A 24,553-nucleotide genomic window follows, 5' to 3' on the forward strand; every position below is an offset into this window, starting at 1 on the left:
AAATGATTTAAAAATAACCAAAGCCGGCGATTATACGCTGGTATGGGGTCAAAAATGAAGTGTTATTGCCGTGTTAAAATCTAAGGCCCTTTCACTGATGGAAAGGACCTAAAATGGTTTATGGCGCAGGCTGCACCAGCAATTGACCGATAGAACCACGGTCTGCCATTTCAAGCGTCTGACTTGTATAGAGGAATGGGAAATGTTCCCAGGAAGGCTGGCCAAAATAGACCAATAACTCTACCTGCCCATCAACCCAAACCGTATCTTTCCAGCCGCGGTCTTCACCAAATGGTGCTGCGCCATTGACGTTTTTAATCAGGAAACTCACGCCTTCAATATGGAAAGATTGCGGCATATCGGAACGCACGGTCCAGCGCTCCCAGGTGCCTTGCTGAGTCTGAATATCAATGCGTTTCATATCCCATAGCTGACCGTTAATACCGGGATCTTCGCCGAGAGTAATTTCACGGCTACGCGCCGGGTTGCCATTAATAATTTCATCCGGCAGCAAGCGCATTGGTAATGTATCAGTCACTAACGGCAGCAGACCGGTGGCACGCAACGTCAGAACCAGCGTGGAAATAAGAATGCTCGACGGCTCAAAGAAACCACGGATTCTATCCATGATACCGGCCGCTTCACCGCAGGTTATCGACACTTCTTTGCCGTCACTCATATCCACCAGAATCTCACGGCGTTCGCCCGGAGCCAGTGAAAGTTGCTTTACGGAAACCGGTGCAGGCAGGAAACCCTGGTCGCTGGAAATAACATGCATCGCACGGCCATCGCTCATTTGCAGTAGATAGCGGCGTGAGTTAGAAGCGTTCAGCAAACGCAAACGCACCCAGCCGCGAGAGACCTCAACATACGGCCCCTGCACACCATTCACCAGCAGTGTGTCGCCCACAAATCCACCATTGCCTGGCTCTTCATATTCAGGCGCGCCAAAGTTATCGAGGCGCTTATCTTGAATAATGACCGGGAAGTCATCGACACCATAGTGGTTAGGAATAGGCAGATTTTTGCTGACTTCATCTTCAATCAGCCACATGCCCGCAAGGCCATTGTAAACCTGCTTTGCGGTACGGTTAGGCGTGTTGGCGTGATACCAAAGCGTCGCCGCTTGCTGGCGAATTGGCAGAACCGGTGCCCAGTCGACGTTGGGCTGCATCATGCGTGCAGCGCCACCCATAAGCGGACCTGGAACCTGCAAACCGGCAATCGTCATGGCGATATTTTCTTGTAGACGATTGCTGTAAATCATCTTCACGTCATCACCGCTCCATACCCGGATGGTCGGCCCGAGATAACGTCCGTTCAAACCCCAGACCGGCGCCTTAGCACCACCGGTAAATGACCAGTGTGCTCGTTGTAACGTAAGGAACAAGGGTTGCCCACGACGGGATTCTAATAAAGGTGGTACGGGTAAAGGTTGCTGCAGCCCTGCTGCGTTTGCCCTCAGTGGCACCGAGCCGGCACAAAGTGCGACTCCTGATGCCTGAATAAACTGACGCCGACTGAGTGACATAATTACTCCATGGGAAACTGACTTACGTAGTGCGGCACAAAACGTGCCGCCAAAATACCCCCGTAATACTCTAATTGCAGGGGTATAAAAATGATTAATTCGCCTGCTTTTTCTCAACTCGACCGGAAGCTTCACGCTCCGCGACTTCTTTATCTAATTCGGCGATTTTTTCCCTCATGATATCGCGGCAATGAGTAGCGAGTTTACGCGCCTGATCTTTGCCATAACCGCTGATATCAATTGGCTCCAGCATTTCGACAATCACCAAACCGTTATTCCAACGGTTTAGCTTAATTTTATTGCTGGTATTGGAAACACACACCGGAATAATTGGGACGCCCGCAGCAATTGCTGCATGGAATGCGCCTGTTTTAAACGGCAACAAGCCACGACCACGGCTACGCGTGCCTTCAGGGAACATCCAGACCGATATTTTGCGTTTCTGAATCTGCGCCACCACCTGGGAAATGGTGCTCAGGGCTTTGGCGCGATTGTCACGGTCAATCAGCATATTTCCGGTTAACCAGTAGATTTGGCCAAAAAAGGGAATCCACAGCAGGCTTTTTTTCCCGACGGTTACTGTCGGCGGCTGCACAATACTCGCAGCTGTCACCATGTCGAAATTATTCTGGTGGTTACAGATATAAATCGCCGTCGGGTGATTTTCATGACCTTCCGGTAAACGTGTTTCGACTTTCAAACCGAACACCGGTGCCAGGCGCCCAAACAGATGGCCAAAAGTTGCAACGTGGCGCGGGTTACGTGGGCTGAACAGGCAATAAATACAGCCAAAAATGCTCACCAGGATGCAATAAATTATAACGATAATAAAACGTACGATGGATAGCATAACAACCTCAAAAGCCAAAAGCGCTGACAAGTATACCCTAAATAATTCGCGATGCAGGAAAGCACCAGACTGTAAGTATGGGGGTAGTCAGGGCACTGCAACTTGAATGATGACGGGTGTACGACTTGCTTAAGCGTAAAATATACCAATCTGGCGGCCTTTCAGCCGCCATTTTTTGATTACTCTTCGCTATCACCTGCACTTGCGCGAAGCGGAGAATCAACTTCAACACGATCAATGCGTTGTAGACCACGCATCAATGTGCCGCGACGGCCACGCTCACCAGTGATTTTTTGAAGCTCTTCCGGACGAAGTTTAATTTTGCGCTTGCCGACGTGCAAAGTAACGGTGCTTTGCGGCGGCAATACAAATAGATGAACCAGTTTGTCTTCGCCTTTTGCCGCTTCCGCCGAAGGAATCGAAATGATTTTATTCCCTTTACCTTTGGAAAGCTGCGGCAAATCACCGACCGGGAACATCAGCATACGGCCTGCGGCGGTAATCGCCAGCAGCATGTCGTCCACACTTGAAATTTCCATTGGCGGCATGACTTTCGCATTTTCCGGCAATGAGATCAGCGTTTTACCCGCACGGTTGCGTGCCACTAAATCGTTAAAGGTGCAGACAAAACCGTAGCCCGCGTCAGACGCCATCAACAGTTTCTGGTCGTCCGGTGCCATTAATACGTGCTCAACGACTGCACCTGGCGGCGGCGTCAGTTTACCGGTCAAAGGTTCACCCTGGCCACGAGCCGAAGGCAACGTTATCGGGTCAAGCGCGTAGCTTCGCCCGGTGGAGTCGATAAACGCCACCGGCTGGTTGCTCTTGCCTTTGGCTGAGCCGAGGTAGCTGTCGCCCGCTTTGTAGTTTAGCCCTTGCGCGTCGATATCATGGCCTTTGGCGCTACGCACCCAGCCCATTTGCGACAACACAATGGTCACCGGTTCAGACGGAGTCATGTCGTGCTCGCTCATGGCTTTCGCCTCGCCACGTTCACGCAGTGGTGAACGGCGGTCATCGCCATAGGCATCAGAATCTGCCTGCAATTCTTTCTTCAGCAAGGTATTCATTTTGCGTTCAGACGCCAGAATGCCCTGCAATTGGTCACGCTCTTTTTCCAGATCGGCTTGTTCGCCGCGAATCTTCACTTCTTCGAGTTTTGCCAGGTGGCGTAATTTCAGCTCGAGGATAGATTCAGCCTGGGTTTCACTTAACTCAAAGCGCGACATCAACACCGGCTTCGGCTCATCCTCAGTACGAATGATGTGGATCACTTCGTCAATATTGAGGAACGCCACCAGCAAACCTTCGAGGATATGCAGGCGTTTGAGGACTTTTTCCAGACGATAGCTCAGGCGGCGGCGCACCGTTTCGCGACGGTAAACCAGCCACTCGGTAAGAATTTCCAACAGGTTTTTCACCGATGGACGGTTATCCAGACCGATCATATTGAGGTTAATGCGATAGCTTTTCTCAAGATCGGTGGTGGCAAACAGGTGGTTCATCACCTGCTCGACGTCGATACGGTTGGAACGTGGCACAATCACCAGACGCGTCGGGTTTTCGTGGTTCGACTCATCGCGCAAGTCTTCAACCATTGGCAGCTTTTTAGCGCGCATTTGGTTGGCGATTTGCTCAAGCACGCGCGCACCGGAAACCTGATGTGGTAACGCGGTGATCACCACATCGCCATCTTCTTTTTTCCACACGGCACGCATACGCACAGAACCACGGCCGTTCTGGTAAATTTTGCGGATCTCTTCACGCGGGGTGATGATTTCGGCTTCTGTCGGGTAATCCGGGCCCTGAACAATATCCAGCAGCTCATCGAGCGTAGTTTTCGGCTGGTCAATCAGAGTGATTGCCGCTTTCGCTACTTCACGTAAGTTATGCGGCGGGATGTCAGTTGCCATACCAACGGCAATGCCGGTGGTGCCGTTAAGCAGGATATTCGGCAGACGTGCAGGTAGCATTTTCGGCTCCTGCATGGTGCCGTCAAAGTTCGGCACATAGTCAACCGTCCCCTGCCCTAATTCACCAAGCAGGACTTCAGCATATTTCGACAGTCGCGATTCGGTATAACGCATCGCGGCGAAGGACTTCGGATCATCCGGCGCACCCCAGTTTCCCTGGCCATCAACCAGTGGGTAGCGATAGGAGAATGGCTGCGCCATCAATACCATGGCTTCATAGCAAGCGCTGTCGCCGTGCGGATGGTATTTACCCAGCACGTCACCAACGGTACGGGCTGATTTTTTGAATTTAGCGCTATTGCTTAATCCCAACTCCGACATCGCATAGACGATGCGACGCTGTACGGGCTTTAAACCATCGCCAATGAACGGCAGAGCGCGGTCCATAATGACGTACATGGAATAGTTGAGATAAGCATTTTCCGTGAATTCGTGCAGCGCAAGGCGTTCTGCACCATCATGAGTTAAATCACTCATTAATTATTCATCCTCAAACTGACGAGCCGAGTGTGGCCACATACCCTAAATAATTCGAGTTGCAGAAAGGCGGCAAACTCAGAAATCCCCAAGAGCTTACTTAAGTAAGTGACTGGGGTGACTGAGTGCAGCCAACGCATCTGCAGCTTGAAGTATGACGGGTATAAACGGCGTAATTGCCGCCGATAGTACCTTATCTGGCAGTCGTAGTCACAGAGGAGTGAGTATCTTTAGATGAAGTAAGACGATAAGAAATGAGCCGCAAATTGCGGCTCATTTGGGGCATTATTTTACTTTGGTAATTTGCTTCACGTCGATTTCAACAGAGTTCCAGTCCTTATCGACTTCACCTTGAATCTCAACGGTATCTTGCGGAGTGATGGTCTGGCCGTTCCAACGCTTATGGTCGATATCGACATTAATGGTGCCAGATGTATCACGGAAGATGTAATGGTCACCGCCGATGCGTGACTCAATCTTGCCGCGCAAAGTGACCCAGGTATCGTCAGACAGTGACTTGGCCTGTGTCGCCGTGGTGTTGCTGCCACTTGGGCCGACAAAACCGCCTGCGGTTTGAGTTTGTGTGGTGGCAGGAGCTGCGTTCGGATCGGAGAACCCGCCCTGATTTGCAGCCAGTGCAGGTGCTGCGGTAATAGCGAGAATAGTCATAATAGCGGCTATTTTTTTCATTTTAATTTTCCTTTTATGAATGATTTCATGAGTGCTATTTAACGTGATAGATCTTAACGCGATCTTAATTCTCCCATCAAAAATCGCTTTTTTTAGTAAATTGCGCACTATGCCGAAGCATCGTATTTTTCCCCTGTACACACCCTCACAAAAGTTATTAACTTCCCGCAAATGGGCAGTAAGGGAAACACTATGCGCATATTACTAATTGAAGACGATAAGCTCATTGGCGACGGACTCAAAGCCGGGCTGACAAAAATGGGTTTTACCGTCGACTGGTTTACAGATGGCCTTCAAGGTCAGTCAGCTCTGAGTTTAGCCCCCTACGACGCAGTGGTGCTGGATTTAAGTCTGCCGGGAATCGACGGACTGGATATCTTAAAATACTGGCGTCGTAATGGCCGAACTGAACCTGTGTTAATTCTAACCGCGCGCGATGCCCTGGAACAACGAGTTGAGGGATTACAACTTGGTGCCGATGACTATTTGTGTAAACCCTTTGCGTTAATAGAAGTTGCCACCCGCTTACAGGTTTTAATCCGCCGTAACCATGGGCAGGCTCAATCTACCCTTTGCCATGCTGGTGTCGAACTTGATCCGATTAAATTAACCGTTACCCGCGACGGTGAACCACTGCAACTAAAACCCAAAGAGTTTGCCTTGCTGGAACTGTTTATGCGTAACACAGGACGTGTATTACCGCGCACGCTCATTGAAGAGAAACTTTATAGCTGGGAGAACGATGTTTCCCGAAATGCGCTGGAAGTACATATCCACCATTTACGCCGCAAACTCGGCAGTGGGTTTATTCGCACGGTACACGGCATCGGTTATACGTTAGGTGAAGAATGATAAAAAAAGTGACTCAGAGTTTACGCGCAAGACTCATTGCCGGGTTTATTTTACTCACGCTGGTTGCCTGGGTCGGCGCAAGTGTTGCTGCCTGGCAGCAAACCAGCAAAACCCTCAATAAACTCTTTGATACCCAACAAGTGCTGTTTGCCAAACGCCTGAGTGCGTTAGAGCTTGATGGCGTGCAAAACGATACACAATTGCCTCGTACCAAAAAGATGATTTCGCATCATCGAGGCAAACAAGATGATGACACCCTCGCCTTCGCCATTTATACCGCCAACGGGCAGTTGCTGCTAAACGACGGCGACAACGGCAGGTATCTCAGCTATCGCTACCAGCGTGACGGATTTGTTGATGGCAAACTGGCGGGCGATGACGATATGTGGCGCATGGTCTGGGTGACAACACCCGACGGAAAATACCGCATCGTAGTAGGTCAGGAGTGGGAATACCGCGAAGACCTGGCACGGGACATCGTTTTGTCTCAGCTCACCCCATGGCTTATCGCCTCGCCGATGATCTTACTGTTGTTGGTATGGCTGGTCAGCCGGGCACTCTCCCCGCTTCACAAACTGGCACTGCAATTACGTAGCCGCAAACCAGACGATGCCAGTGAGTTGCCAACGCAAACCCTGCCACAAGAAGTACGCCCTTTGGTGATTGCGCTTAATCAGCTATTTACCCGCACCGGGGAGTTTATGCAGCGCGAACGGCGCTTTACCTCTGATGCCGCACATGAGCTACGCAGCCCACTCGCCGCATTAAAGGTACAGGCCGAAGTGGCACAGCTTGCACAAAATGATGAACCGATGCGCGATCACGCACTGAATAACCTGAGCGTAGGCATCGATCGCGCGACTCGTCTGGTCGATCAACTGCTGACTTTATCGCGGCTGGATTCTTTAGCGGGTCTGGATGATGTCCAGGACGTGCCTTTCCAGCCACTACTGCAAAATGCGGTGATGGATGCTTATCACGAGGCGCAGCGTGAAGGCATTGATATTCGCCTTGATATTCAGGACGCAAAAGTAAAACGCCAGGGTCAGCCGCTACTACTTAGTTTGATGGTCAGAAACGTGCTGGACAATGCCGTGCGCTACAGCCCACGCGGCAGCGTAGTCAATGTCGTTCTCCAGAGCCACGAAATTACGATTACCGACAACGGCCCGGGCGTCAGCCCTGAATATCTGACCTCACTTGGTGAACGCTTCTTCCGTCCACCCGGGCAGGAAAAAACCGGCAGCGGCCTCGGGTTATCTATCGTCAGGCGAATCGCTGCATTACACGGTATGCAGGCGAGCTTCGTAAACGCCCCCAGCGGTGGATTTCAGGTACAAATACGCTGGTAAAAACGGATTCAGCCCTCTGATTATTGCGTTTTTAGCAAAAGTCTTTGCCTATATATGGCATTTAATTGTGACATACATCACGGTAAACTCCGCGCCAGACGCAATTATTCGAGGACTAACTATGAGCAATATTCTGATTATCAATGGTGCGAAAAAATTCGCCCATTCTAATGGCCAACTTAACGACACCCTGACCGACGTCGCGGAAAGCTTTTTGCGCGACCTCGGGCATGATGTTCAGGTCACACGTACCGACAGTGAGTACGACATTAAAGAAGAAGTCGCGAAATATATGTGGGCTGATACTGTGATTTATCAGATGCCAGGCTGGTGGATGGGCGCACCGTGGACCATGAAGAAATACATTGATGATGTATTTACTGAAGGTCATGGCTCACTGTATGCAAGCGATGGTCGTACCCGTTCTGATGCAGAGAAAAAATACGGTTCTGGCGGCCTGATCCAGGGCAAAACTTATATGCTGTCACTGACCTGGAACGCCCCGCTGCAAGCATTTGAAGACAAAGAACAGTTCTTCCACGGTGTTGGAGTTGATGGTGTTTACCTGCCATTCCACAAAGCTAACCAGTTCCTTGGAATGGAAGGTCTGCCGACATTTATCGCCAACGACGTAATGAAAGCGCCTGATGTACCGCGTTTTATTGCAGAATACCGCGAGCATCTGGGCCGAGTTTTTGCTTAACTGTCTTATGACTACAACAAGGAGTTGAACATGATTACAGTAATAGCTGAAATTCGTACCCGCCCTGGTGTTCACCATCGCCAGGCTGTACTGGACGCGTTTGCAAAAATTATTCCTACTGTGCTCGAAGAGGAAGGCTGCTTTGGTTATGCGCCACTCATCGACCATAACGCACAAGTCGCGTTCCAGACCACTGCACCAGATTCTGTGTTTATGCTGGAAAAATGGGAGAGCGTGGCTCACCTCGAAGCTCACCTGCAAACAAAACACATGAAAGATCACAGCGTCACTGTTAAAGACGACGTTCTGGACGTTCATATCCATATTCTGGAAGACGCAATTAAGTAATTGGGTTTACCGAATGATTTAAGGGGGCGGCTTTCATATCTGCCCCCTTTTTGTATCTGCATTCTAAACGCTGCCCTGAGCCATTCACATTGAGAAAATGCTGCTAAGCTATTCTTTAATCAATATTCTCAGCAAGGCCAGGACATGAAGACGAACACGGTTTCCGATAAAATCATCAACCTTGCCAACTTTAATCTCAATCTTTTAACCACCTTCTGTTTGATCTATTCCACACGCAGTATTACTGAAGTTTCTGAAATATTGGATGTAACTCCGCCGTCAATAAGCCACTCGTTACGTAAACTGCGTCTGCATTTTGCCGATCCGTTATTTATTCGCCATGGCAATACCATCGCACCAACTGTATTTGCAGATGATCTGTACGTTAAACTTAAACAGTCTCTGGAAATAATGAGTGATTCTGTCGAGCGGAGTAAAAAAACAAATAAACGAGAGACAGTGGTTATTTACTCTCCTTTTTCAGTAGCAATACATGATTTGTCAGACACGGTATTAAAGATCAAGGAGGCGAAATTAAATTATAAAATAAAATATATAGAAACGCTTCTTGGTATTCCAGATGCTGTTGGTCTGCTTAATTTACGTAAAGCCGATATTGTTTTCTCTGCCACTTCTGTTATCAACACGACACTAACCAGTGTCCTGCTGCGTGATTTCACCCCAGTTATGGTCTGCCGGGAAGACAATCCATTTAAAAAGACCACAATTAGCACCGATGAATTAAAGCAACTGGATCTAGTCAGCCATTTGACTGGCGATGAAATGATATATCAAAGAAAACAGTCATTGCTGGCAACCTTAAAAGATGCCCATATCGTATTCGAAACGAATTCAATAATGATGCTTCTCACGTTGTTATCCGAGACCGATTGTGTAGGGTTTCTCACGCCTGAAGCCTTTGCGCGCTATAAAGTACTTTTCAAACTGCGACAGCTAACACCATTATTCCCGTTACAACTCATTGGTGTCTATTTAGTTTACCGTAAAGAGATGGAGAAAAAGCCAAGTTTTATGCAACTACTCGCAGCAATTCGGGGGGTTAACGAATAAAGCAAGCGATGTAATAGAAATAAATCCGCAATTAACGCCATGTAATACCCTCAAAGCAAACTGTACGTATAATCACCAGCACATTAAGCCACCCGGCTTCAATATTTATATTCACCACCGCCCCCCATTATATTCTCAATATACTGCCGAAATTGTCGCTGGTGATTATTCATTTACGCACAGTTACTAACATGAATATCCGTAATCAGGATTCATGGAGGCATTCGCATGAAAATCATCAAAATATCCCCCTCACACATCGAGCAAAACAGACGAAAAATCATTATTAAAACATCGGCGAGTCTGGTCGCTGGTGTTCTGAGCTTTAGTTACGTCGATACCCGAGCAGAAACACTGGTCAATACTTCCGGATCAACAGGGATTGATACCAGTGGTTTATATTTCGATGAAACAATAAAAATGAATGCTGCAAATACCGCGGGCATCAAAATAGGCAAAGATGGCACGGTTACCCTGAGCAGGGGTAGCATTAAAAATAATGCAATCTCAGCGGCGGGATCAAAAGATCAAGTTGGTGTTTATGTTTTCGAGGGAGGTCAAGTTGCCCTTTCTGGCAGCACAGTAGCACTTGATCCAAAAACCGCAGCGGGAGCAACCGTCACGGCAAATAACATGACTGCATTGGTCGCGAAATCTGGTGGGCAGCTCAATCTTGATAACTCCACCGTGACGGTAGGTGGCGGCGCTAAGGGAAATAACAACTTCGGAATTGTCGTAACAGGCCCGCATTCTAAGGCATCACTCAGTAAATCCACGGTGCAGACTTCATCCTGGGGAGCCCCGGCGGTTTCAGCAACTCAAGGTGGTCGAATCAATCTTTCTGAAGGAACTGTAATCCTGACCACGGGGGCAAGAGGCAGCAACGGCGGCAGTCATGGTGCAGCCGTTGATGGCCTGGACAGCACACTTTATGCGGAAAGTACCTCCATCACTACCACTGGTGCTTCAGCATATGGCGTCAAACTCGAAAATAGTGCGGCGCTTAATTTAACTGAAACCACTATCACAACCAGCGGAGCGAATGGCCACGGTATTTTGCTTGCTGGGGACGCCACCAGCGGCACAATATCAGGCAGCAGCATTCAAACCACAGGAAAAGGGGCGACAGGGTTATGGGCACGTAACGGCGCAAACGTATCGCTGCAACAAGGGACACGAATCAACACTTCTGGGGCCGCGGTATCTACCGCTTCACCGCTGGATAATGAAAAAAACCTGAGCTTAAGTCATACCCTGCTGGCAAGTGAGTTCGGCAGTGATATTGACGCGCAGGGCGTGTTTTTGACCACTTCTGCCGCCAGCGCCAGTGCCGCGCGAGCCGAGAATAATGCCCGTATTAATTTGCAGGCAAGCGAGATTGTAAGTAGCGGCGGTGCTGGTAGCACAACCAGCACCGCCGCCCTTCATGCATTGTCAGGGGCCACTATCACCGGTTCAGACCTCACTGTTAACGTCACGGGGAATTATCAAGGAGGCGGACGTGCCGAGGGTGATGGTAGCTCAGTTTACCTGAACAATAGCAACATCCTGGTGAAAGGTGCCGGAGGCGCAGAAGCCACATCAACTGCAGCTCGCGCAATATCTGGTGGCTCTGTACTTGTTAACCGTTCAACAATGACCACATTGGGTATGCAAAGCCATGGTGTCTCAGCAGAAGGAGCCGGCTCTCACGCACAAATCAGCGATACAACTATCGAAACGTTCGGCGCGCGCAGCTCTGGGGTCAATATCATAAATGGCGCAACTGCTGACATTAGCGGCTCAATTATCAAAACAACGGCTCCTGATAATGGAACTGGCCCATGGGGGCCGGGCATACTGCTTCAGGGGGTGGGTTCATCCTTAAGCCTTACCAACACTGATGTCAGCACCACACAAAAGTCCAGCGTAGGCATCAGTGCCACAAGTGGCAGTCATCTGGAGGTTGATACCTCTCGAATTACCACCTCCGGGAACTACGGCTCCGGTATTGCCGTCGCGAACACCACGGCCACGATAACCGGCACTCACATCACGACATCAGGTGATGATAATGCAATGGGAGTTATTGCCGATGCGGGAGCTACAGTCACAGTCGTGGGTGGTAGTATCGTCACGTCGGGTAATGGCTCAACCATACAGTCAAACCTTACCTTCCCACACGCAGTCGCGTCACGTAACCCAGGTTCTTTGCTGACAATTGAAGGGACCAGCCTTCTTACCACGGGCACCCAGGCCTATGGAGCCACCGCCGATGACGGCGGCAATATCATCCTGAAAAATGTGTCGGTCAAAACGCAGGGGGATAATTCACTCGGTTTATACGCCGGAATTGGTGCGGCAAAACCGGGTAGCGTTAGTTTATCGGCCAGTAATGTCACAGTCGAGACACTTGGAAATAACGCGACGGGTGCTTTTGTTGGCCGCAAGTTTAAAACCGAAACAGCTGAAATGGCACTTGATAGCGTCACGTTAACGACACATGGGGATAACTCACGTGGTATCTGGGCCGAAGCAGGCGCTGACTTAAGTGCCGAAAACTCAGTCATTCGAACCATGGGCGCAGGCTCAACAGGTGCGCTGGTGAATAACACGGCAACATTGTCGCTCAACAAAACAGGTATCACCACATCAGGGGAGCTGGCGCACGGCATCCTCGCCAGTAACGGAGGGAGTGTTTTTGCCGAGAATACGATAGCTACCACACAAGGTGATGGCGCGGCGGCACTGGCGGTTCAGGGTTCAGAAACTCAACCCGGAAAGGCCAGCATCAGCAATACTATTTTGTCCAGTAATCATGGCTATGGCATTGAAACTACTGGCTATGCGGATATTGATATGCAAAACAGCCATGTTAACGGCGAAAGCCAGTGGCTACAGGTGAAGAATGGCTCTGGAGTGGTGCCAGGCAATGCTTCTGTAGATATGTCCGGGAGTATTGTCACGGGTGCGGCATTAACAGATGCAGGTGCCTGGTCTGAGGTGTCATTAAACAATACCAGTCTGTGGTTTTTAACCGGTAACTCTGTGCTTAGCGAGCTTACCAATAACCACAGCCTGATAAATTTCAGCACTCCGGAAAACAACCAGTACAAAACGCTGATGGTGAATAACTACCATGGCGACAACTCAACGATTGCGTTAAACACCCATCTCCATGACGACGATTCACCTACGGATCTGCTCGTTATTAACGGCGGGAAGGCTGATGGATCCACAAGCCTGAAAATTACCAATACCGATGGTAGCGGTGCACTCACACATGGCAATGGTATCAAGGTCGTCGATGCCATAAGTGGCGCAACCACCGCAACGGAAGCATTCAGTTTGCTCAGTAAGGTTAAAGCTGGGCCCTATGAATATTCGCTTTACCGTTCAAGTGTTGATGACAGTAATAAACAGGCCTGGTATCTGCGCTCTCATAAAAATGTACCGGATGATGTTAAGAATGATGATCCGCCTCCTCCTCCTCCTCCAGCAGATCCCGTACCCGATCCTGAACCAGAGCCAATCCCGGAACCTAAGCCCGGAGAAAAACCGGTCATAAAACCGCCAGTGATTCCTGTAAATCCCCCTCCCGTCACGCCGGTTGATGAACAACCAGCACCAGATGAACAGGTAAAACCAGATGAGGAGGGAAAACCAGAAACGCCGCAGCATCCTGAACCGCCACAACATGCTGGCGAAGTCCCGAACTACCGAGCAGAAACCTCGCTGTACCAGGATATCCCACAGTTGGCTTTGCTCTACAGCCGAATGCTCGTCGATAGCCTGCATGAACGCACCGGGGAACAGTTCGCCAGCGCAGAAAAGATCACCCAGGCAACGCAGTCGCCACACATGAGTTGGGGGCGTGTGATATATAAAAATGGCAAATCAGACTTTGATGGGCCGCAATCGCGCTTTACGCTTAATGCGATTCAGTTAGGGATTGATTTGTATCGAGAAAGCAAAGACGACGGAAGTTCGAATTTTGCTGGCGTGCTTGGAAACATCGGCAAGATAAATAGTAAAGTCACTCACACCGACGGTGAAAATGCAGGTCGAAACACGCTGAAGTCATGGGGAATCGGCGGCTATTGGACGCACTTTACGCCTGCGGGAAGTTATCTGGATGCGGTCGTGCAGTACAACAGGCTGTATGTGGAATCCAGCCCCACCGATCTTAGCCCGATGAAAACTAAAGGTTACGCGCTTAGCGCCTCGCTGGAAGCCGGTTACCCATGGCAGCCCGATGCAGAGGTTCAACGTTTTATCGAACCTCAGGCGCAGCTGATTTACTCAACGGTTAAGCTGGATAACACCCATGACGACGCTTCCGGGGTGAATTTCAGCAATGCCGATTCGCTTACCGGCCGCGTGAGCCTGCGTTTCCACCAGTCGTGGAACCACAATAACACCCAAAAAAGTCAGGAAAAGGGCACTCGCACCACGGCATGGCTGCGCCCAGGGATTGTGCATGAATTCAGGGGAGAGACTAAAACCAATTTTGCCTCACAGGACGGGTATATTCCTTTCGTCACCAATAGTGCTGGCACATGGGGGCAGTTAAATGCAGGCGTTGATCACCAGCTTAATAAGTCGGTTTCTCTTACCGGTTCTTTAAGCGTTGAAAAAGCGTTTACAGGTAACAGCATCAATTACGGCGGGATTGTGGGCTTAAAAATTAAGTTTTAAGAAACGATATGGGGCGAATAAGTGCAAACCAGACAAATGGGTAACACTTATTCGCTCTGAAAAATTAGGGCAGCTTAAAGGAAATCAGCCTTGCGGAAGGCTTGCAGCGCATCTTGCTTTTGCTGCTCAGTCATTGGGCGCAGCGGACGACGCGGGTCACCTACATCAATGCCGTGCAGTTTCATCGCAACTTTACCAGCCGCAACGCCACCGTACTGCACCAGCACGCGGATGATAGCGATGACCTTATCCATACAACCAGCAACATCTGCCTGATCACCACGATTAAAGCTATCAATCAGGCGGTGATACAACGGCGCTGCATAGTTATAGGTGCTGCCTACTGCGCCAACTGCACCACATGCCAGGCCCGCCGGTAAAAACTCATCAACACCAAATGGAATATCAAACTGGCCGTTATTCACGCGCACACAGCGTTGATACTCATACATGTCGCTGGAGTTAAACTTCATGCCAGTAAGGTTAGGGATACGATCGGCTGCAACCTGTAAAAATTGCTCCATATCGAGATTCACACCCGACATGCCGGAATGGTAATAGTAGAAACCTTTAGATGGTGCGGCGGCCGCATTAATACGGCAGTATTCCACTAGATCTTCAATATTGCCCGGCTTGAAGAAGCAAGGACCAATTACTGAGGTAGCGAAGATATCCAAAGTTTCAGCGTGACGGCTAAGTTCAACGGAGTCCGCGATACTCAGAGCACCTGTATGCAAAGTAATACTCAGTTTACCCGCACTTGCACTCACCCAACGTTCTGCAATTTTTTTGCGCTCATCGACCGAGCAATGAATGCCCTCACCGGTAGTGCCCAGTACATAGGCACCTTTAACACCTTGCTCAATCAGATGTGCGGCAATTTGGTCAATAACCGGATAATTAACACTTCCATCAGCGGTAAATGGTGTGTGTGGCGCGGCGATTAAGCCAGTTAACTTTTCCATGCAAGCCTCTTTGGAGTTTTACTTCTAATGATTTGTGATTATGAAGTTTAACTCTATATTAAGACGACAAATGGAGTGATGCAACCATCGTGGCATCGCTAAAATGGCTTAATACGTTGAACTGTGATCAATGCCGCTAATGTGGCATTACTTTGCGATATTAAGTGCATCCATGGTACGCAACTTACTTTCGCGAGCTTGCTCTGGCGCAGCCTGTACCAGCAAGGTATAGAGCAAATCCAGCACAAATAGTTGTGCTGTCTTAGTGCCAATCGAATCGCCTTGCAGCATCCCCTGGCGGTTACCGTTGATCAGGCTAAAATCAGCTACTTCAATTAGCGGGGAGCCTAAATTATGGGTCAGAGCAACGGTGGTTGCCCCCGCTTGTCTGGCAAGCTTGAGGGCATGGACCGTTTCCGGAGATGTACCGGTGTGGCTGATAGCAATCGCCACATCGCCCGCTTTGAGCAATGTAGCCTGCATATACATAAAGTGATTATTGGTAACGGCATCGACCCGCAAACCAATACGCATCAGCTTATGCTTCATATCTTCCGCAGTAATTCCCGACGAGCCGACACCGAAAATGTACACCGAGTTGCTGGTGCGTAATGCGTCGACGACCTGATTAACCTGATTCATATCCAGCAAATTCAGGGTTTCAGACAACACATTATTAATGGTGCTTTGCAGTTTCAAACCAATGGTGCGCGCATCGTCTGACTCATTGATTTCCCCATCTAACAGCGGGCTACTGTTATCGGTATCCACCGTGGCCAGTTCAATAGCCAAATCCATTTTAAAATCTTGAAAACCCTTATAACCCAGGGTGCGACAGAAACGAATGACGGTGGCTTCTCCAGCCTGTGTTTCGCGTGACAACTCGGCGATAGAGAGCTGAGTCACCTGCTGTGGAGAGGTCAAAATATAGTGCGCGATCCGCTGTGAAACACGCGTCAGGCTATTTTGCATCGCACCAAGTGTGTCGAGGATTTTTCCGGGTTTAAGGCGTTGGACTTGAGACTCCATAATTTCCTGCTCTTGAGTACGTGATGTGGCAAAAAGCCTGCAATATTGAATGGTTGAGAGCGTAACAAGTCTGTGGCATGAAAAAAAGCGCGATGTAAGCATAGGGGGTATGCGTACATCGCGCCGTCAAAGAAGAACTCATTTACTGCTTAATATTATTATGACGTTAAAACATCGTGTTATAGACAGCGATAATGCACTTTGATGACTACCTTGCTAATAGACTGCGCCGTTTCGCTGATACAACCTGGTTTATGTGGCTCGCCCGGAAGGAATATCGCAAACATTCCGGGTTGCATATGCAAAGTCTGGCAAGGTGCCACCTCATCACAAAGCAGATAATCATCATCTTCGTGATAAATATCTGGCTCTATTGCCGCACCAATCGGGCCAAAATCAATGCGCTCCTGACCACTGAGTAACAGCTGAATATCAAGATATTCGCGATGCTGCTCGTAACGCTTGCTCTGTGGTTCTGAGGTATCAAAGCTCATAACATTCATAAAGATATCGTCACCGTCTATTTCATGGCGGCCCGCACTTAGTGTTTCCGGATGCTTCGCCAGCGCCTGCTTAATAATGGCCAGTAACTGAGGTGCAATACCAGTCTGAGCGCTGAGCTCTGAAATTCGTCCTAAAATCATGATGTCACCTTTTACTCACGTGTTTCATCAAGCGTCAGCGCCGGCGCTGAAGCAAATAATGGGGCGAAAATAACGCCGCTGATAACCACACTCAGACAGCCAACCACGCCATAGAAGAAGAAATTCAAGTCGGTGGCATAGCGAGCAAACAGCACCGCTACAATACTGACCACAATGCCAAGAGTTGCACTACCCGCATTGGCACGTTTGCAGAAAATCCCCAGCATAAACAGACCAGTCATAGGGCCACCCATCAGCCCAATTAAGCTGTTAAAGGCATCCCAGATTTCTGATTCATTCGCCATCACCAACCATACCGTCGCAGCGCTACTAAATAGCCCGGCAATAAGGATCACCAGTTTAGCCATACGCATACTGTTTTCTGGGGTTCTTTTTTTGCTGCTCAGTCTTTGATAAATATCGGAGTTAAAGCAACTGGAGATACTGTTCAGGCTACTTGAAATACTGGACTGCGCAGCTGCAAAAATAGCGGCGATAATCAAACCGGCAATACCTGTAGGCATTTCCGTCACCACGAATAGCGGCAAGATCCCCCCGATGTTAAAGCCTGCTGGTAACAGACTTGGGTTTTGTTTGTAGTAAACAAACAGAGCCGAACCGATAGCAAAGAAGAAAATTGGAATAATGGCGATTAGCTTAGCGTTGGTGAGCAGTGTTTTCTTCGTCTCCTCAATGGAGTCCGTCACGATATAGCGCTGGACCACATCCTGACTGGCGGTAAATTGCTGAATATTGGCAAACAGGAAACCAATCATCAGAACTGGCACAGTGCTTTCCGTCCAGCTCCAGCGGAACTGTGACGCCGGGAAGAATTTATCGGCATGTTGTGTCACGGTGAAAATCTCACCGAACCCGCCCTGCACCTTGAAGCAAATCACGATGAAAATAAGCACCGCGCTGCCCGATAACAACAACCCCTGAATAACGTCAGTCCAGATAACCCCTTCAATACCACCCATCCAGGTATAGATAATGCACATAACACTAATCAGCAGCACCAAAACGATTGGGTCAATGCCAATAAATGGTCGCAAAGCCAACACCGTTAAGTAAGTGATAATGGCGATACGGCCTATGTTAAACATCATAAAAGAGAGGCTGGCGAACAAACGGCTACGAACATCGAAACGAGCTTCAAGATATTCGTAGGCAGAGGTTACCTTTAGCTTACGGAAGAATGGAATATAGAAGTAAAAGACCACCGGTAAAATAGCAATAACCAGATATTGGCCAAGAATAAACGTCCAGTCGGTGGTGAATGCCTTGGCTGGAATTGACATAAAAGTAATCGAGCTTAGCGTGGTGGCGAATACACTAACACCTGCAGCCCAGCCAGGAATTCGGCCACCGCCACGGAAATAATCATCAGCCGTTTTCTGCCGCTTTGAAAAATAGACACCGACTAACATCATTGCCAGTAAATAACCGAAAAGAACAACGTAATTAAAGATGCCGAAAGAGTGAGTCATTATGGCACTTTCCTACTTATGGTTTTATTAGGATGAAGTAACTGTCTGAATTTTAAATTTTATAAATGATCAGACTGCGTGATGTTCAGACCAGAGGGCAGCCCCCATTAACCCAGCATCATGATGATAGTGAGCGGAATAAACAGGAACATAGAATGCCGCAGGTAGTGTTGCGAGCTGCTTTTCCACCTGTATACGGTAACCCGGAGCAAGCCCGACGCTGCCGCCTAGCACGATACATTCGGTATCCAGCAGGGCTTTAAGATTGGCGATCAGTTGGCAAATCGCCTGTGCTGAACGCGTAAATAGTTGTTGTGCCTGCTCGTTGCCTTCTTGCGCCAAGGCAAAGATTTCACGGGCATTTTTGCCCAAAAGATCGTGCTGAGCCCCTGCTGCAATGGCGCGCCCGGAGGCTATAGCCTCAACGCAACCAACGCGTCCGCAACCACACATTGGGCCATTCGGATCGGCCTGAGTATGCCCAATATGGCCTGCGAAGGCATGAGGACCCGTTAGCAATTCGCCATTGATAACGATGCCACCACCTACTCCAGTGGAAACCGTAATAAACGTAACGTGTTTGAATTGATCTGACAGATAGCAATATTCTGCCCAGGCGGCAGCCTGCGCATCGTTGAGAACCACGCACGGCAACCCTGTGAGGCGTTCAACGGTTGCCTGCAACGGGAAATGATTCAGGCCACCGAGATTATCTGGATTTAGCGCGGTAAGAATTCCGTTATCAATAATACCTGTAGAGGCAATCGCCACTCGCTGTGCTTTCCCCTCATAGGCTGCAACCAAATCAGCCAAAGCCTGCTCCAGAGCTTGTGGCTTGGCATTAGCCGGAGTGGGAATTTCCGTGCGTAAAGAGATTTCATGCTGTGAGTTGATAAGCGCCGCGGCCAGTTTTGTGCCGCCGATATCAATGGCAAGTGTGTTCATCGTCTTCTCCGGCTTAGCGCTTAACAGCATCGCTGAACCACTGGCAAATATGTTCAATACGGGTGATGGCTGAACCAACAGTAACAGCCCATGCGCCATGATTGATAGCCTGTGATGCCAGCTCAGGGGAGTTGTAACGACCTTCAGCAATGACGCGGCAGCCAGCGTCGCTTAACTCGGACACCATCATCAGATCCGGCCCTTCAGGCGTAACTGAAGTGGTGTACCCAGACATCGTTGTGCCAATGAACTCAACGCCTTTGTATTTGCAATTGAGGCCTTCTTCTACCGTTGAGCTGTCTGCCATTGCCAGTAATCCATGATGGTGAATACGTGCAATCAGTTCATCAATGGCCACCGGGCGTGGGCGGAATGTTGCGTCAAAGGCAATAATATCGGCCCCGGCGTTTGCGAGCGCATCAACGTCATGCAAAAACGGAGTGATGCGCACAGCAGAATCTTCCAGGTCGCGTTTCATAATGCCAATAATTGGAACTGAAATAAGTGGCCGTACCGCTTCCAGATTGGCGATTCCTTCAATGCGGATGGCAACAGCCCCCGCAGATACGGCAGCCTGCGCCATTGCTGCCACGATATCGGGCCTGTCCATTGGGCTTCCGGGTACGGGCTGGCAGGAGACGATGAGCCCCCCACAATCACGCACGCTTTGTTCTAATTTTGTTAGTAGTGACATTCTGCTCCGCCTTACAAATCCAAATGAAGTTTAACTCCAAAAAAGAATAGCGGATGGAGTATTACTATTTCAAGCTGCAAACGGGAAAAATGTGAGGAGGGTCATGCGCAAGGGGAGAAGGAACCGTCAGGAATTGAAGCGAGCAGAGAAGATTTTTAACCTGCAAGGCTGATTTGGAAAGCGAAATGGGTGTCTTTATTTTCAAAAAGAGCAAGGATTTCTGCCGGGATAATGAGTCCATAATTCAATCGCTTTATGGTTACTGCAATAAATATAATGAATAACTCAATAATTATCCTACTGATGAAAATTCGGTAATTCATATAATTTAAAAAAACTTGTAAAATAACACCATCCAGAAACATCCAAATCTATATATTGAATAGAAGATGAAATTACTTATATAATGATGCACAAAAAACTCATAACTGTCTCATTAATAATGAATAAAAAGCATCTATTGTTAGTAATTTGGGTGGTTTGCGTTGCTGCCATGTTGGGCTCATATTGGGAAAAAGATACTGTACGTATAAATGAAACTGTTGATTCATATATAAAAAGCATAAGTGAAAAAATAAATGTCAGTATTGTATTATGCGAAATGCTGCGAAAACAGATGGAAATCAACTTACAATCTAACAATAGCTACAACACCATTTCAATGCCAAATAAGAACATTAACGCATCAGAGAATTGGCATTTTAAAATAACACCACACAAGAATATTTCCGGAGGGATGATTAGTGGACTTGGTGCTTATGAGAAGTTAAATCCTCAGACAAAAAATGAAGCAAATGCTGCAGCGTCTCTTAACATTGATGTAGGGGATGGTTACTTTACCAAATTATATTCATGGATTTACTATACCTCAAAAAACTCATTCGTCTATATAGCCCCTTATTCATCTAAAAAAGAGATTAGTACTTATTATTTTAATCCAGGTATGTATACCGATCCATTCTGGTATTTAATTACACCAGAAAACAATCCGAAGCGTGAGGTCAAAATCACAACTCCTTATATTGATATTGCTGGAAAGGGGCAGATATTAACGGTTACAGCACCTGTTTATAATAAAGATGAATTCACAGGGGCTATTTCTCTTGATCTCAACCTTAATTATATAAATAAAATAGTCAAGAGCAATGACAATAATTATCATGTTACTGTATTTGATAAGAATCATAAAATTATAATCTCTAGTGATAATGATACATCCAATAACGCGATTTCCTCGATCGTTGAAACTAAAGGTGGGGTTTATTCGAACTATACCAACAAAGAGATATTGAGCGGTATACTCTATATTGAGCAATATACAACCCTACAAGAAAAAGTTATTAGAGTAATAACTCAAGCAGGATTACCAATAGGTATTATAACATTTATTGTTTTTTCTGTTATATTCCTTCAATCGTTTTCTCACTATAACTTTCTTTCTAAAAGATATATGCTTCGCGCGATGAGAAAAAATGAGTTCATACCTTTTGCACAAGCTATAATAGACACAAGAAACAATAAAATCATTGGTTGTGAAATACTTCTTCGATGGAAACATCCAACAATGGGACTCATCCCCCCAAATACATTTATTCCGGCGATGGAATCAAGTGGCATCATTATTAAGATAACGCATCAATTACTTGAAAATGTGCAAAAAATCTTACAAGACAAAGCACATAAACTGCCAAAAGATTTTCACTTATCAATTAATATCTCTCCTGAACATTTAGAAGATCCAGAACTAGTTACAAAAAGCAAATCATTCAAAGAAAGTTGTGATTCGATAACTACCATATTCGAAATAACAGAAAGAAACTTTAATACTGATGCTAAAATTGCGATAAAGGGCGCTGTGGCGCTTAAGAATCTCAATATACTTTTTGCTCTTGACGATTTTGGAACAGGGTATGCCACTCACCACTACCTCCAAAAATTCCCAGTAAGCTATATTAAAATTGACCGTAGTTTTATTAAAATGATTGGTCTTGATGCTATCTCTCACCATATTGTAGAAAATGTTGTCTCATTATCAAAATCACTGAATTTAAAAGTTATTGCGGAAGGTGTTGAAACTAAGGAACAGGCAAAATATTTGCATGATAACAACGTTGATTATCAACAAGGCTATTTGTATCACCGCCCGGTTCCTTTATCCGATTTTTTAGATACATTGGGGGCATAGGAGGGGTTTTACTTCGATATCGCAAAAGAATCGATTTCCGACAATTCCATATAATCGCCGGAAATCAAAAAATAATTTTCAAACTAAATCTTACGAGCTGGTTCTGATATTTTACAGCCTGACCAGAGCTTCCATGCTCAAAGCTAAGCTAATGTATCAATTTACTCTTAGGGACATTAGACGTCGAGATCTGCCATATCGCCTTTATCCTGCAACCAGTTACGACGATCTTCAGAACGCTTCTTCGCCAGCAACATATCCATGATTGCCATTGTTTTGTCGTTGTCTTCATCGTCAATGGTGAGCTGCACCAGGCGGCGAGTATTTGGATCAAGCGTGGTTTCACGTAATTGCAGCGGGTTCATCTCGCCCAGTCCTTTAAAGCGCTGCACGTTCGGTTTCCCTTTCTTACGCTTAAGCTGCTCAAGCACACCTGCTTTTTCTTCTTCATCCAGCGCGTAGTAAACCTCTTTACCGAGGTCGATACGGTAAAGCGGTGGCATCGCGACATAAACGTGACCACCGCGAACCAGCGAGCGGAAGTGGCGTACGAACAACGCGCACAGCAGCGTGGCGATATGTAAACCATCGGAGTCCGCATCCGCAAGGATACAAACTTTGCCGTAGCGCAGTTGGCTTAGATCTTCGCTGTCTGGGTCGATACCGATCGCGACAGAAATATCATGCACTTCTTGCGACGCCAGCACTTCATCCGACGAGACCTCCCAGGTGTTTAAGATCTTACCTTTGAGCGGCATGATCGCCTGGTATTCACGGTCACGAGCCTGTTTAGCAGAACCGCCAGCGGAATCCCCTTCCACCAGGAACAGTTCGGTGCGGCTTAAATCTTGTGCAGAACAGTCAGCCAGTTTGCCAGGCAATGCCGGGCCACTGGTCAGTTTCTTACGCACCACTTTTTTGGCGGCACGCATACGGCGCTGAGCACTGGAAATAGCCAGCTCAGCGAGTTGTTCTGCAATCTGAATATTCTGGTTCAGCCACAGGCTGAATGCGTCTTTCACAACACCGGAAACAAAGGCTGCGCACTGGCGTGATGACAGGCGTTCTTTGGTTTGCCCGGCGAACTGAGGGTCCTGCATTTTAACGGAGAGCACGTAGGCGCAACGTTCCCAAATATCCTCAGCAGATAGCTTTACGCCGCGCGGCAGAATGTTGCGGTATTCGCAAAACTCGCGCATCGCATCAAGCAGCCCCTGGCGCAAACCGTTGACGTGCGTGCCGCCTTGCATAGTTGGGATCAGGTTGACGTAGCTTTCCGTCAGTAGCTCGCCACCTTCCGGCAGCCATAGCAGCGCCCAGTCTACTTGCTCGAAATCACCAGCAAAGTTGCCGACAAATGGCTTTTCCGGAAGCGTCGGCAGGCCGTTTACCGCTTCGCACAGATAGTCTTGCAGACCATCCTGATAACACCAGCGCTGCTCGGTGTTGTTCACTTTATCGGTAAAAGTGATCTCTACACCCGGGCAAAGTACCGCTTTGGCTTTCAGCAAATGGCTTAAACGAGAAACGGAGAAACGTGGACTGTCGAAGAACGATGCATCTGGCCAGAAGTGAACACTGGTGCCGGTATTGCGTTTGCCGCAGGTGCCGACCACCGCCAGTTCCTGGACTTTATCGCCGTTTTCAAACGCGATGCTGTAAACCTGCGCATCACGACGCACGGTGACTTCAACGCGTTTGGACAAGGCGTTAACGACAGAAATGCCCACGCCGTGCAGACCACCAGAGAACTGGTAGTTTTTGTTGGAGAATTTACCGCCCGCATGCAGGCGGCAAAGGATAAGCTCGACCGCCGGAACGCCCTCTTCCGGGTGGATATCTACCGGCATGCCGCGCCCGTCATCAATAACTTCTAATGACTGATCGGCATGGAGAATAACATCAACACGCTTCGCATGGCCTGCCAGCGCTTCATCCACGCTGTTATCAATGACTTCCTGGCCCAAATGGTTTGGACGGGTGGTGTCGGTGTACATCCCGGGGCGGCGGCGAACAGGCTCAAGCCCGGTGAGTACCTCAATGGCATCGGCGTTATAACTGGATTGCGTCATGGTTT

General features: G+C 48.2%; 18 protein-coding genes. 7 read left to right on the plus strand and 11 right to left on the minus strand.

Annotated elements, in window-relative coordinates; all coding sequences use genetic code 11:
• Nucleotides 1-118 precede the first annotated feature (118 nt).
• From ftsP to LVQ77_RS18100, 4 genes are all read right to left on the minus strand, one after another.
• Entirely contained in the window at nucleotides 119-1,531 is a 1,413-nt protein-coding gene (gene ftsP / locus LVQ77_RS18085; RefSeq protein ID WP_232866226.1) for a cell division protein FtsP, read from the minus strand.
• 94 nt (nucleotides 1,532-1,625) lie between these two features.
• Nucleotides 1,626-2,381, minus strand: a complete 756-nt coding sequence (locus tag LVQ77_RS18090) for a 1-acylglycerol-3-phosphate O-acyltransferase (RefSeq protein WP_232866228.1) — start codon at nucleotides 2,379-2,381, stop codon at nucleotides 1,626-1,628.
• 179 nt (nucleotides 2,382-2,560) lie between these two features.
• A complete protein-coding gene (gene parC, locus LVQ77_RS18095) occupies nucleotides 2,561-4,831 on the minus strand; it encodes a DNA topoisomerase IV subunit A (RefSeq protein ID WP_151994900.1) in 2,271 nt (756 codons plus the stop codon).
• Nucleotides 4,832-5,116: 285 nt separating this feature from the next.
• A complete protein-coding gene (locus LVQ77_RS18100) occupies nucleotides 5,117-5,521 on the minus strand; it encodes a YgiW/YdeI family stress tolerance OB fold protein (RefSeq protein WP_034460999.1) in 405 nt (134 codons plus the stop codon).
• 192 nt (nucleotides 5,522-5,713) lie between these two features.
• Here LVQ77_RS18100 and qseB point away from each other — a divergent pair, with 192 nt between their 5' ends.
• From qseB to LVQ77_RS18130, 6 genes are all read left to right on the plus strand, one after another.
• Nucleotides 5,714-6,373 carry a quorum sensing response regulator transcription factor QseB gene (qseB, locus tag LVQ77_RS18105; protein WP_154151561.1) on the plus strand — a complete coding sequence of 220 codons (660 nt, stop codon included), beginning with the start codon at nucleotides 5,714-5,716 and terminating at the stop codon, nucleotides 6,371-6,373.
• A complete protein-coding gene (gene qseC, locus LVQ77_RS18110; protein WP_232905162.1) occupies nucleotides 6,370-7,725 on the plus strand; it encodes a quorum sensing histidine kinase QseC in 1,356 nt (451 codons plus the stop codon). Before qseB ends, qseC begins: the two co-directional genes overlap by 4 nt.
• 121 nt (nucleotides 7,726-7,846) lie before the next feature.
• Nucleotides 7,847-8,428 carry an NAD(P)H-dependent oxidoreductase gene (locus LVQ77_RS18115; protein ID WP_034461002.1) on the plus strand — a complete coding sequence of 194 codons (582 nt, stop codon included), beginning with the start codon at nucleotides 7,847-7,849 and terminating at the stop codon, nucleotides 8,426-8,428.
• Between the two features lie 30 nt (nucleotides 8,429-8,458).
• Nucleotides 8,459-8,776 (plus strand): putative quinol monooxygenase, encoded by a 318-nt coding sequence (locus tag LVQ77_RS18120; RefSeq protein ID WP_232866233.1) that lies wholly within the window; start codon nucleotides 8,459-8,461, stop codon nucleotides 8,774-8,776.
• Between the two features lie 144 nt (nucleotides 8,777-8,920).
• The gene (locus tag LVQ77_RS18125; RefSeq protein WP_232866235.1) at nucleotides 8,921-9,847 is read left to right on the plus strand and encodes a LysR family transcriptional regulator; all 927 of its coding nucleotides are present in this window, start codon (nucleotides 8,921-8,923) and stop codon (nucleotides 9,845-9,847) included.
• A 228-nt stretch (nucleotides 9,848-10,075) separates the two neighbouring features.
• Entirely contained in the window at nucleotides 10,076-14,524 is a 4,449-nt protein-coding gene (locus tag LVQ77_RS18130) for an autotransporter outer membrane beta-barrel domain-containing protein (protein WP_232905163.1), read from the plus strand.
• Between the two features lie 74 nt (nucleotides 14,525-14,598).
• Here the strand turns inward: LVQ77_RS18130 and LVQ77_RS18135 are convergent, their stop codons facing one another.
• From LVQ77_RS18135 to LVQ77_RS18160, 6 genes are all read right to left on the minus strand, one after another.
• The gene (locus LVQ77_RS18135) at nucleotides 14,599-15,489 is read right to left on the minus strand and encodes a dihydrodipicolinate synthase family protein (RefSeq protein WP_064516102.1); all 891 of its coding nucleotides are present in this window, start codon (nucleotides 15,487-15,489) and stop codon (nucleotides 14,599-14,601) included.
• Between the two features lie 147 nt (nucleotides 15,490-15,636).
• On the minus strand, nucleotides 15,637-16,518 hold the full coding sequence (locus tag LVQ77_RS18140) for a MurR/RpiR family transcriptional regulator (RefSeq protein WP_232866239.1): 882 nt from the start codon (nucleotides 16,516-16,518) through the stop codon (nucleotides 15,637-15,639).
• A 179-nt stretch (nucleotides 16,519-16,697) separates the two neighbouring features.
• Nucleotides 16,698-17,162, minus strand: coding sequence for an N-acetylneuraminate anomerase (gene nanQ, locus LVQ77_RS18145; RefSeq protein ID WP_232866241.1), 465 nt, complete (start codon nucleotides 17,160-17,162; stop codon nucleotides 16,698-16,700).
• A gap of 11 nt (nucleotides 17,163-17,173) precedes the next feature.
• On the minus strand, nucleotides 17,174-18,655 hold the full coding sequence (locus LVQ77_RS18150; protein ID WP_151995975.1) for a sodium:solute symporter family protein: 1,482 nt from the start codon (nucleotides 18,653-18,655) through the stop codon (nucleotides 17,174-17,176).
• A gap of 66 nt (nucleotides 18,656-18,721) precedes the next feature.
• Nucleotides 18,722-19,597 carry an N-acetylmannosamine kinase gene (nanK, locus tag LVQ77_RS18155; protein WP_232905164.1) on the minus strand — a complete coding sequence of 292 codons (876 nt, stop codon included), beginning with the start codon at nucleotides 19,595-19,597 and terminating at the stop codon, nucleotides 18,722-18,724.
• Nucleotides 19,598-19,610: 13 nt separating this feature from the next.
• Nucleotides 19,611-20,291 carry an N-acetylmannosamine-6-phosphate 2-epimerase gene (locus tag LVQ77_RS18160; RefSeq protein ID WP_232905165.1) on the minus strand — a complete coding sequence of 227 codons (681 nt, stop codon included), beginning with the start codon at nucleotides 20,289-20,291 and terminating at the stop codon, nucleotides 19,611-19,613.
• 406 nt (nucleotides 20,292-20,697) lie between these two features.
• On the opposite strand from LVQ77_RS18160, the gene LVQ77_RS18165 reads away from it, so the two are divergent.
• Nucleotides 20,698-22,476, plus strand: a complete 1,779-nt coding sequence (locus LVQ77_RS18165) for an EAL domain-containing protein (RefSeq protein WP_232905166.1) — start codon at nucleotides 20,698-20,700, stop codon at nucleotides 22,474-22,476.
• A 176-nt stretch (nucleotides 22,477-22,652) separates the two neighbouring features.
• Here LVQ77_RS18165 and parE read toward each other — a convergent pair whose 3' ends face one another.
• Nucleotides 22,653-24,548, minus strand: a complete 1,896-nt coding sequence (gene parE, locus LVQ77_RS18170) for a DNA topoisomerase IV subunit B (protein WP_232905167.1) — start codon at nucleotides 24,546-24,548, stop codon at nucleotides 22,653-22,655.
• Nucleotides 24,549-24,553 lie beyond the last annotated feature (5 nt).

This window comes from Buttiauxella cochleicola, from assembly GCF_021282435.1.
In the GTDB taxonomy this organism is placed as follows: Bacteria; Pseudomonadota; Gammaproteobacteria; order Enterobacterales; family Enterobacteriaceae; genus Buttiauxella; species Buttiauxella massiliensis.

Excerpts from the sequence above, each read along its gene's own strand:
- ftsP (WP_232866226.1), bottom strand. The coding sequence starts at position 1,531 with ATGTCACTCAGTCGGCGTCAGTTTATTCAGGCATCAGGAGTCGCACTT.
- LVQ77_RS18090 (WP_232866228.1), bottom strand. The coding sequence starts at position 2,381 with ATGCTATCCATCGTACGTTTTATTATCGTTATAATTTATTGCATCCTG.
- parC (WP_151994900.1), bottom strand. The coding sequence starts at position 4,831 with ATGAGTGATTTAACTCATGATGGTGCAGAACGCCTTGCGCTGCACGAA.
- LVQ77_RS18100 (WP_034460999.1), bottom strand. The coding sequence starts at position 5,521 with ATGAAAAAAATAGCCGCTATTATGACTATTCTCGCTATTACCGCAGCA.
- qseB (WP_154151561.1), top strand. The coding sequence starts at position 5,714 with ATGCGCATATTACTAATTGAAGACGATAAGCTCATTGGCGACGGACTC.
- qseC (WP_232905162.1), top strand. The coding sequence starts at position 6,370 with ATGATAAAAAAAGTGACTCAGAGTTTACGCGCAAGACTCATTGCCGGG.
- LVQ77_RS18115 (WP_034461002.1), top strand. The coding sequence starts at position 7,847 with ATGAGCAATATTCTGATTATCAATGGTGCGAAAAAATTCGCCCATTCT.
- LVQ77_RS18120 (WP_232866233.1), top strand. The coding sequence starts at position 8,459 with ATGATTACAGTAATAGCTGAAATTCGTACCCGCCCTGGTGTTCACCAT.
- LVQ77_RS18125 (WP_232866235.1), top strand. The coding sequence starts at position 8,921 with ATGAAGACGAACACGGTTTCCGATAAAATCATCAACCTTGCCAACTTT.
- LVQ77_RS18130 (WP_232905163.1), top strand. The coding sequence starts at position 10,076 with ATGAAAATCATCAAAATATCCCCCTCACACATCGAGCAAAACAGACGA.
- LVQ77_RS18135 (WP_064516102.1), bottom strand. The coding sequence starts at position 15,489 with ATGGAAAAGTTAACTGGCTTAATCGCCGCGCCACACACACCATTTACC.
- LVQ77_RS18140 (WP_232866239.1), bottom strand. The coding sequence starts at position 16,518 with ATGGAGTCTCAAGTCCAACGCCTTAAACCCGGAAAAATCCTCGACACA.
- nanQ (WP_232866241.1), bottom strand. The coding sequence starts at position 17,162 with ATGATTTTAGGACGAATTTCAGAGCTCAGCGCTCAGACTGGTATTGCA.
- nanK (WP_232905164.1), bottom strand. The coding sequence starts at position 19,597 with ATGAACACACTTGCCATTGATATCGGCGGCACAAAACTGGCCGCGGCG.
- LVQ77_RS18160 (WP_232905165.1), bottom strand. The coding sequence starts at position 20,291 with ATGTCACTACTAACAAAATTAGAACAAAGCGTGCGTGATTGTGGGGGG.
- LVQ77_RS18165 (WP_232905166.1), top strand. The coding sequence starts at position 20,698 with ATGATGCACAAAAAACTCATAACTGTCTCATTAATAATGAATAAAAAG.
- parE (WP_232905167.1), bottom strand. The coding sequence starts at position 24,548 with ATGACGCAATCCAGTTATAACGCCGATGCCATTGAGGTACTCACCGGG.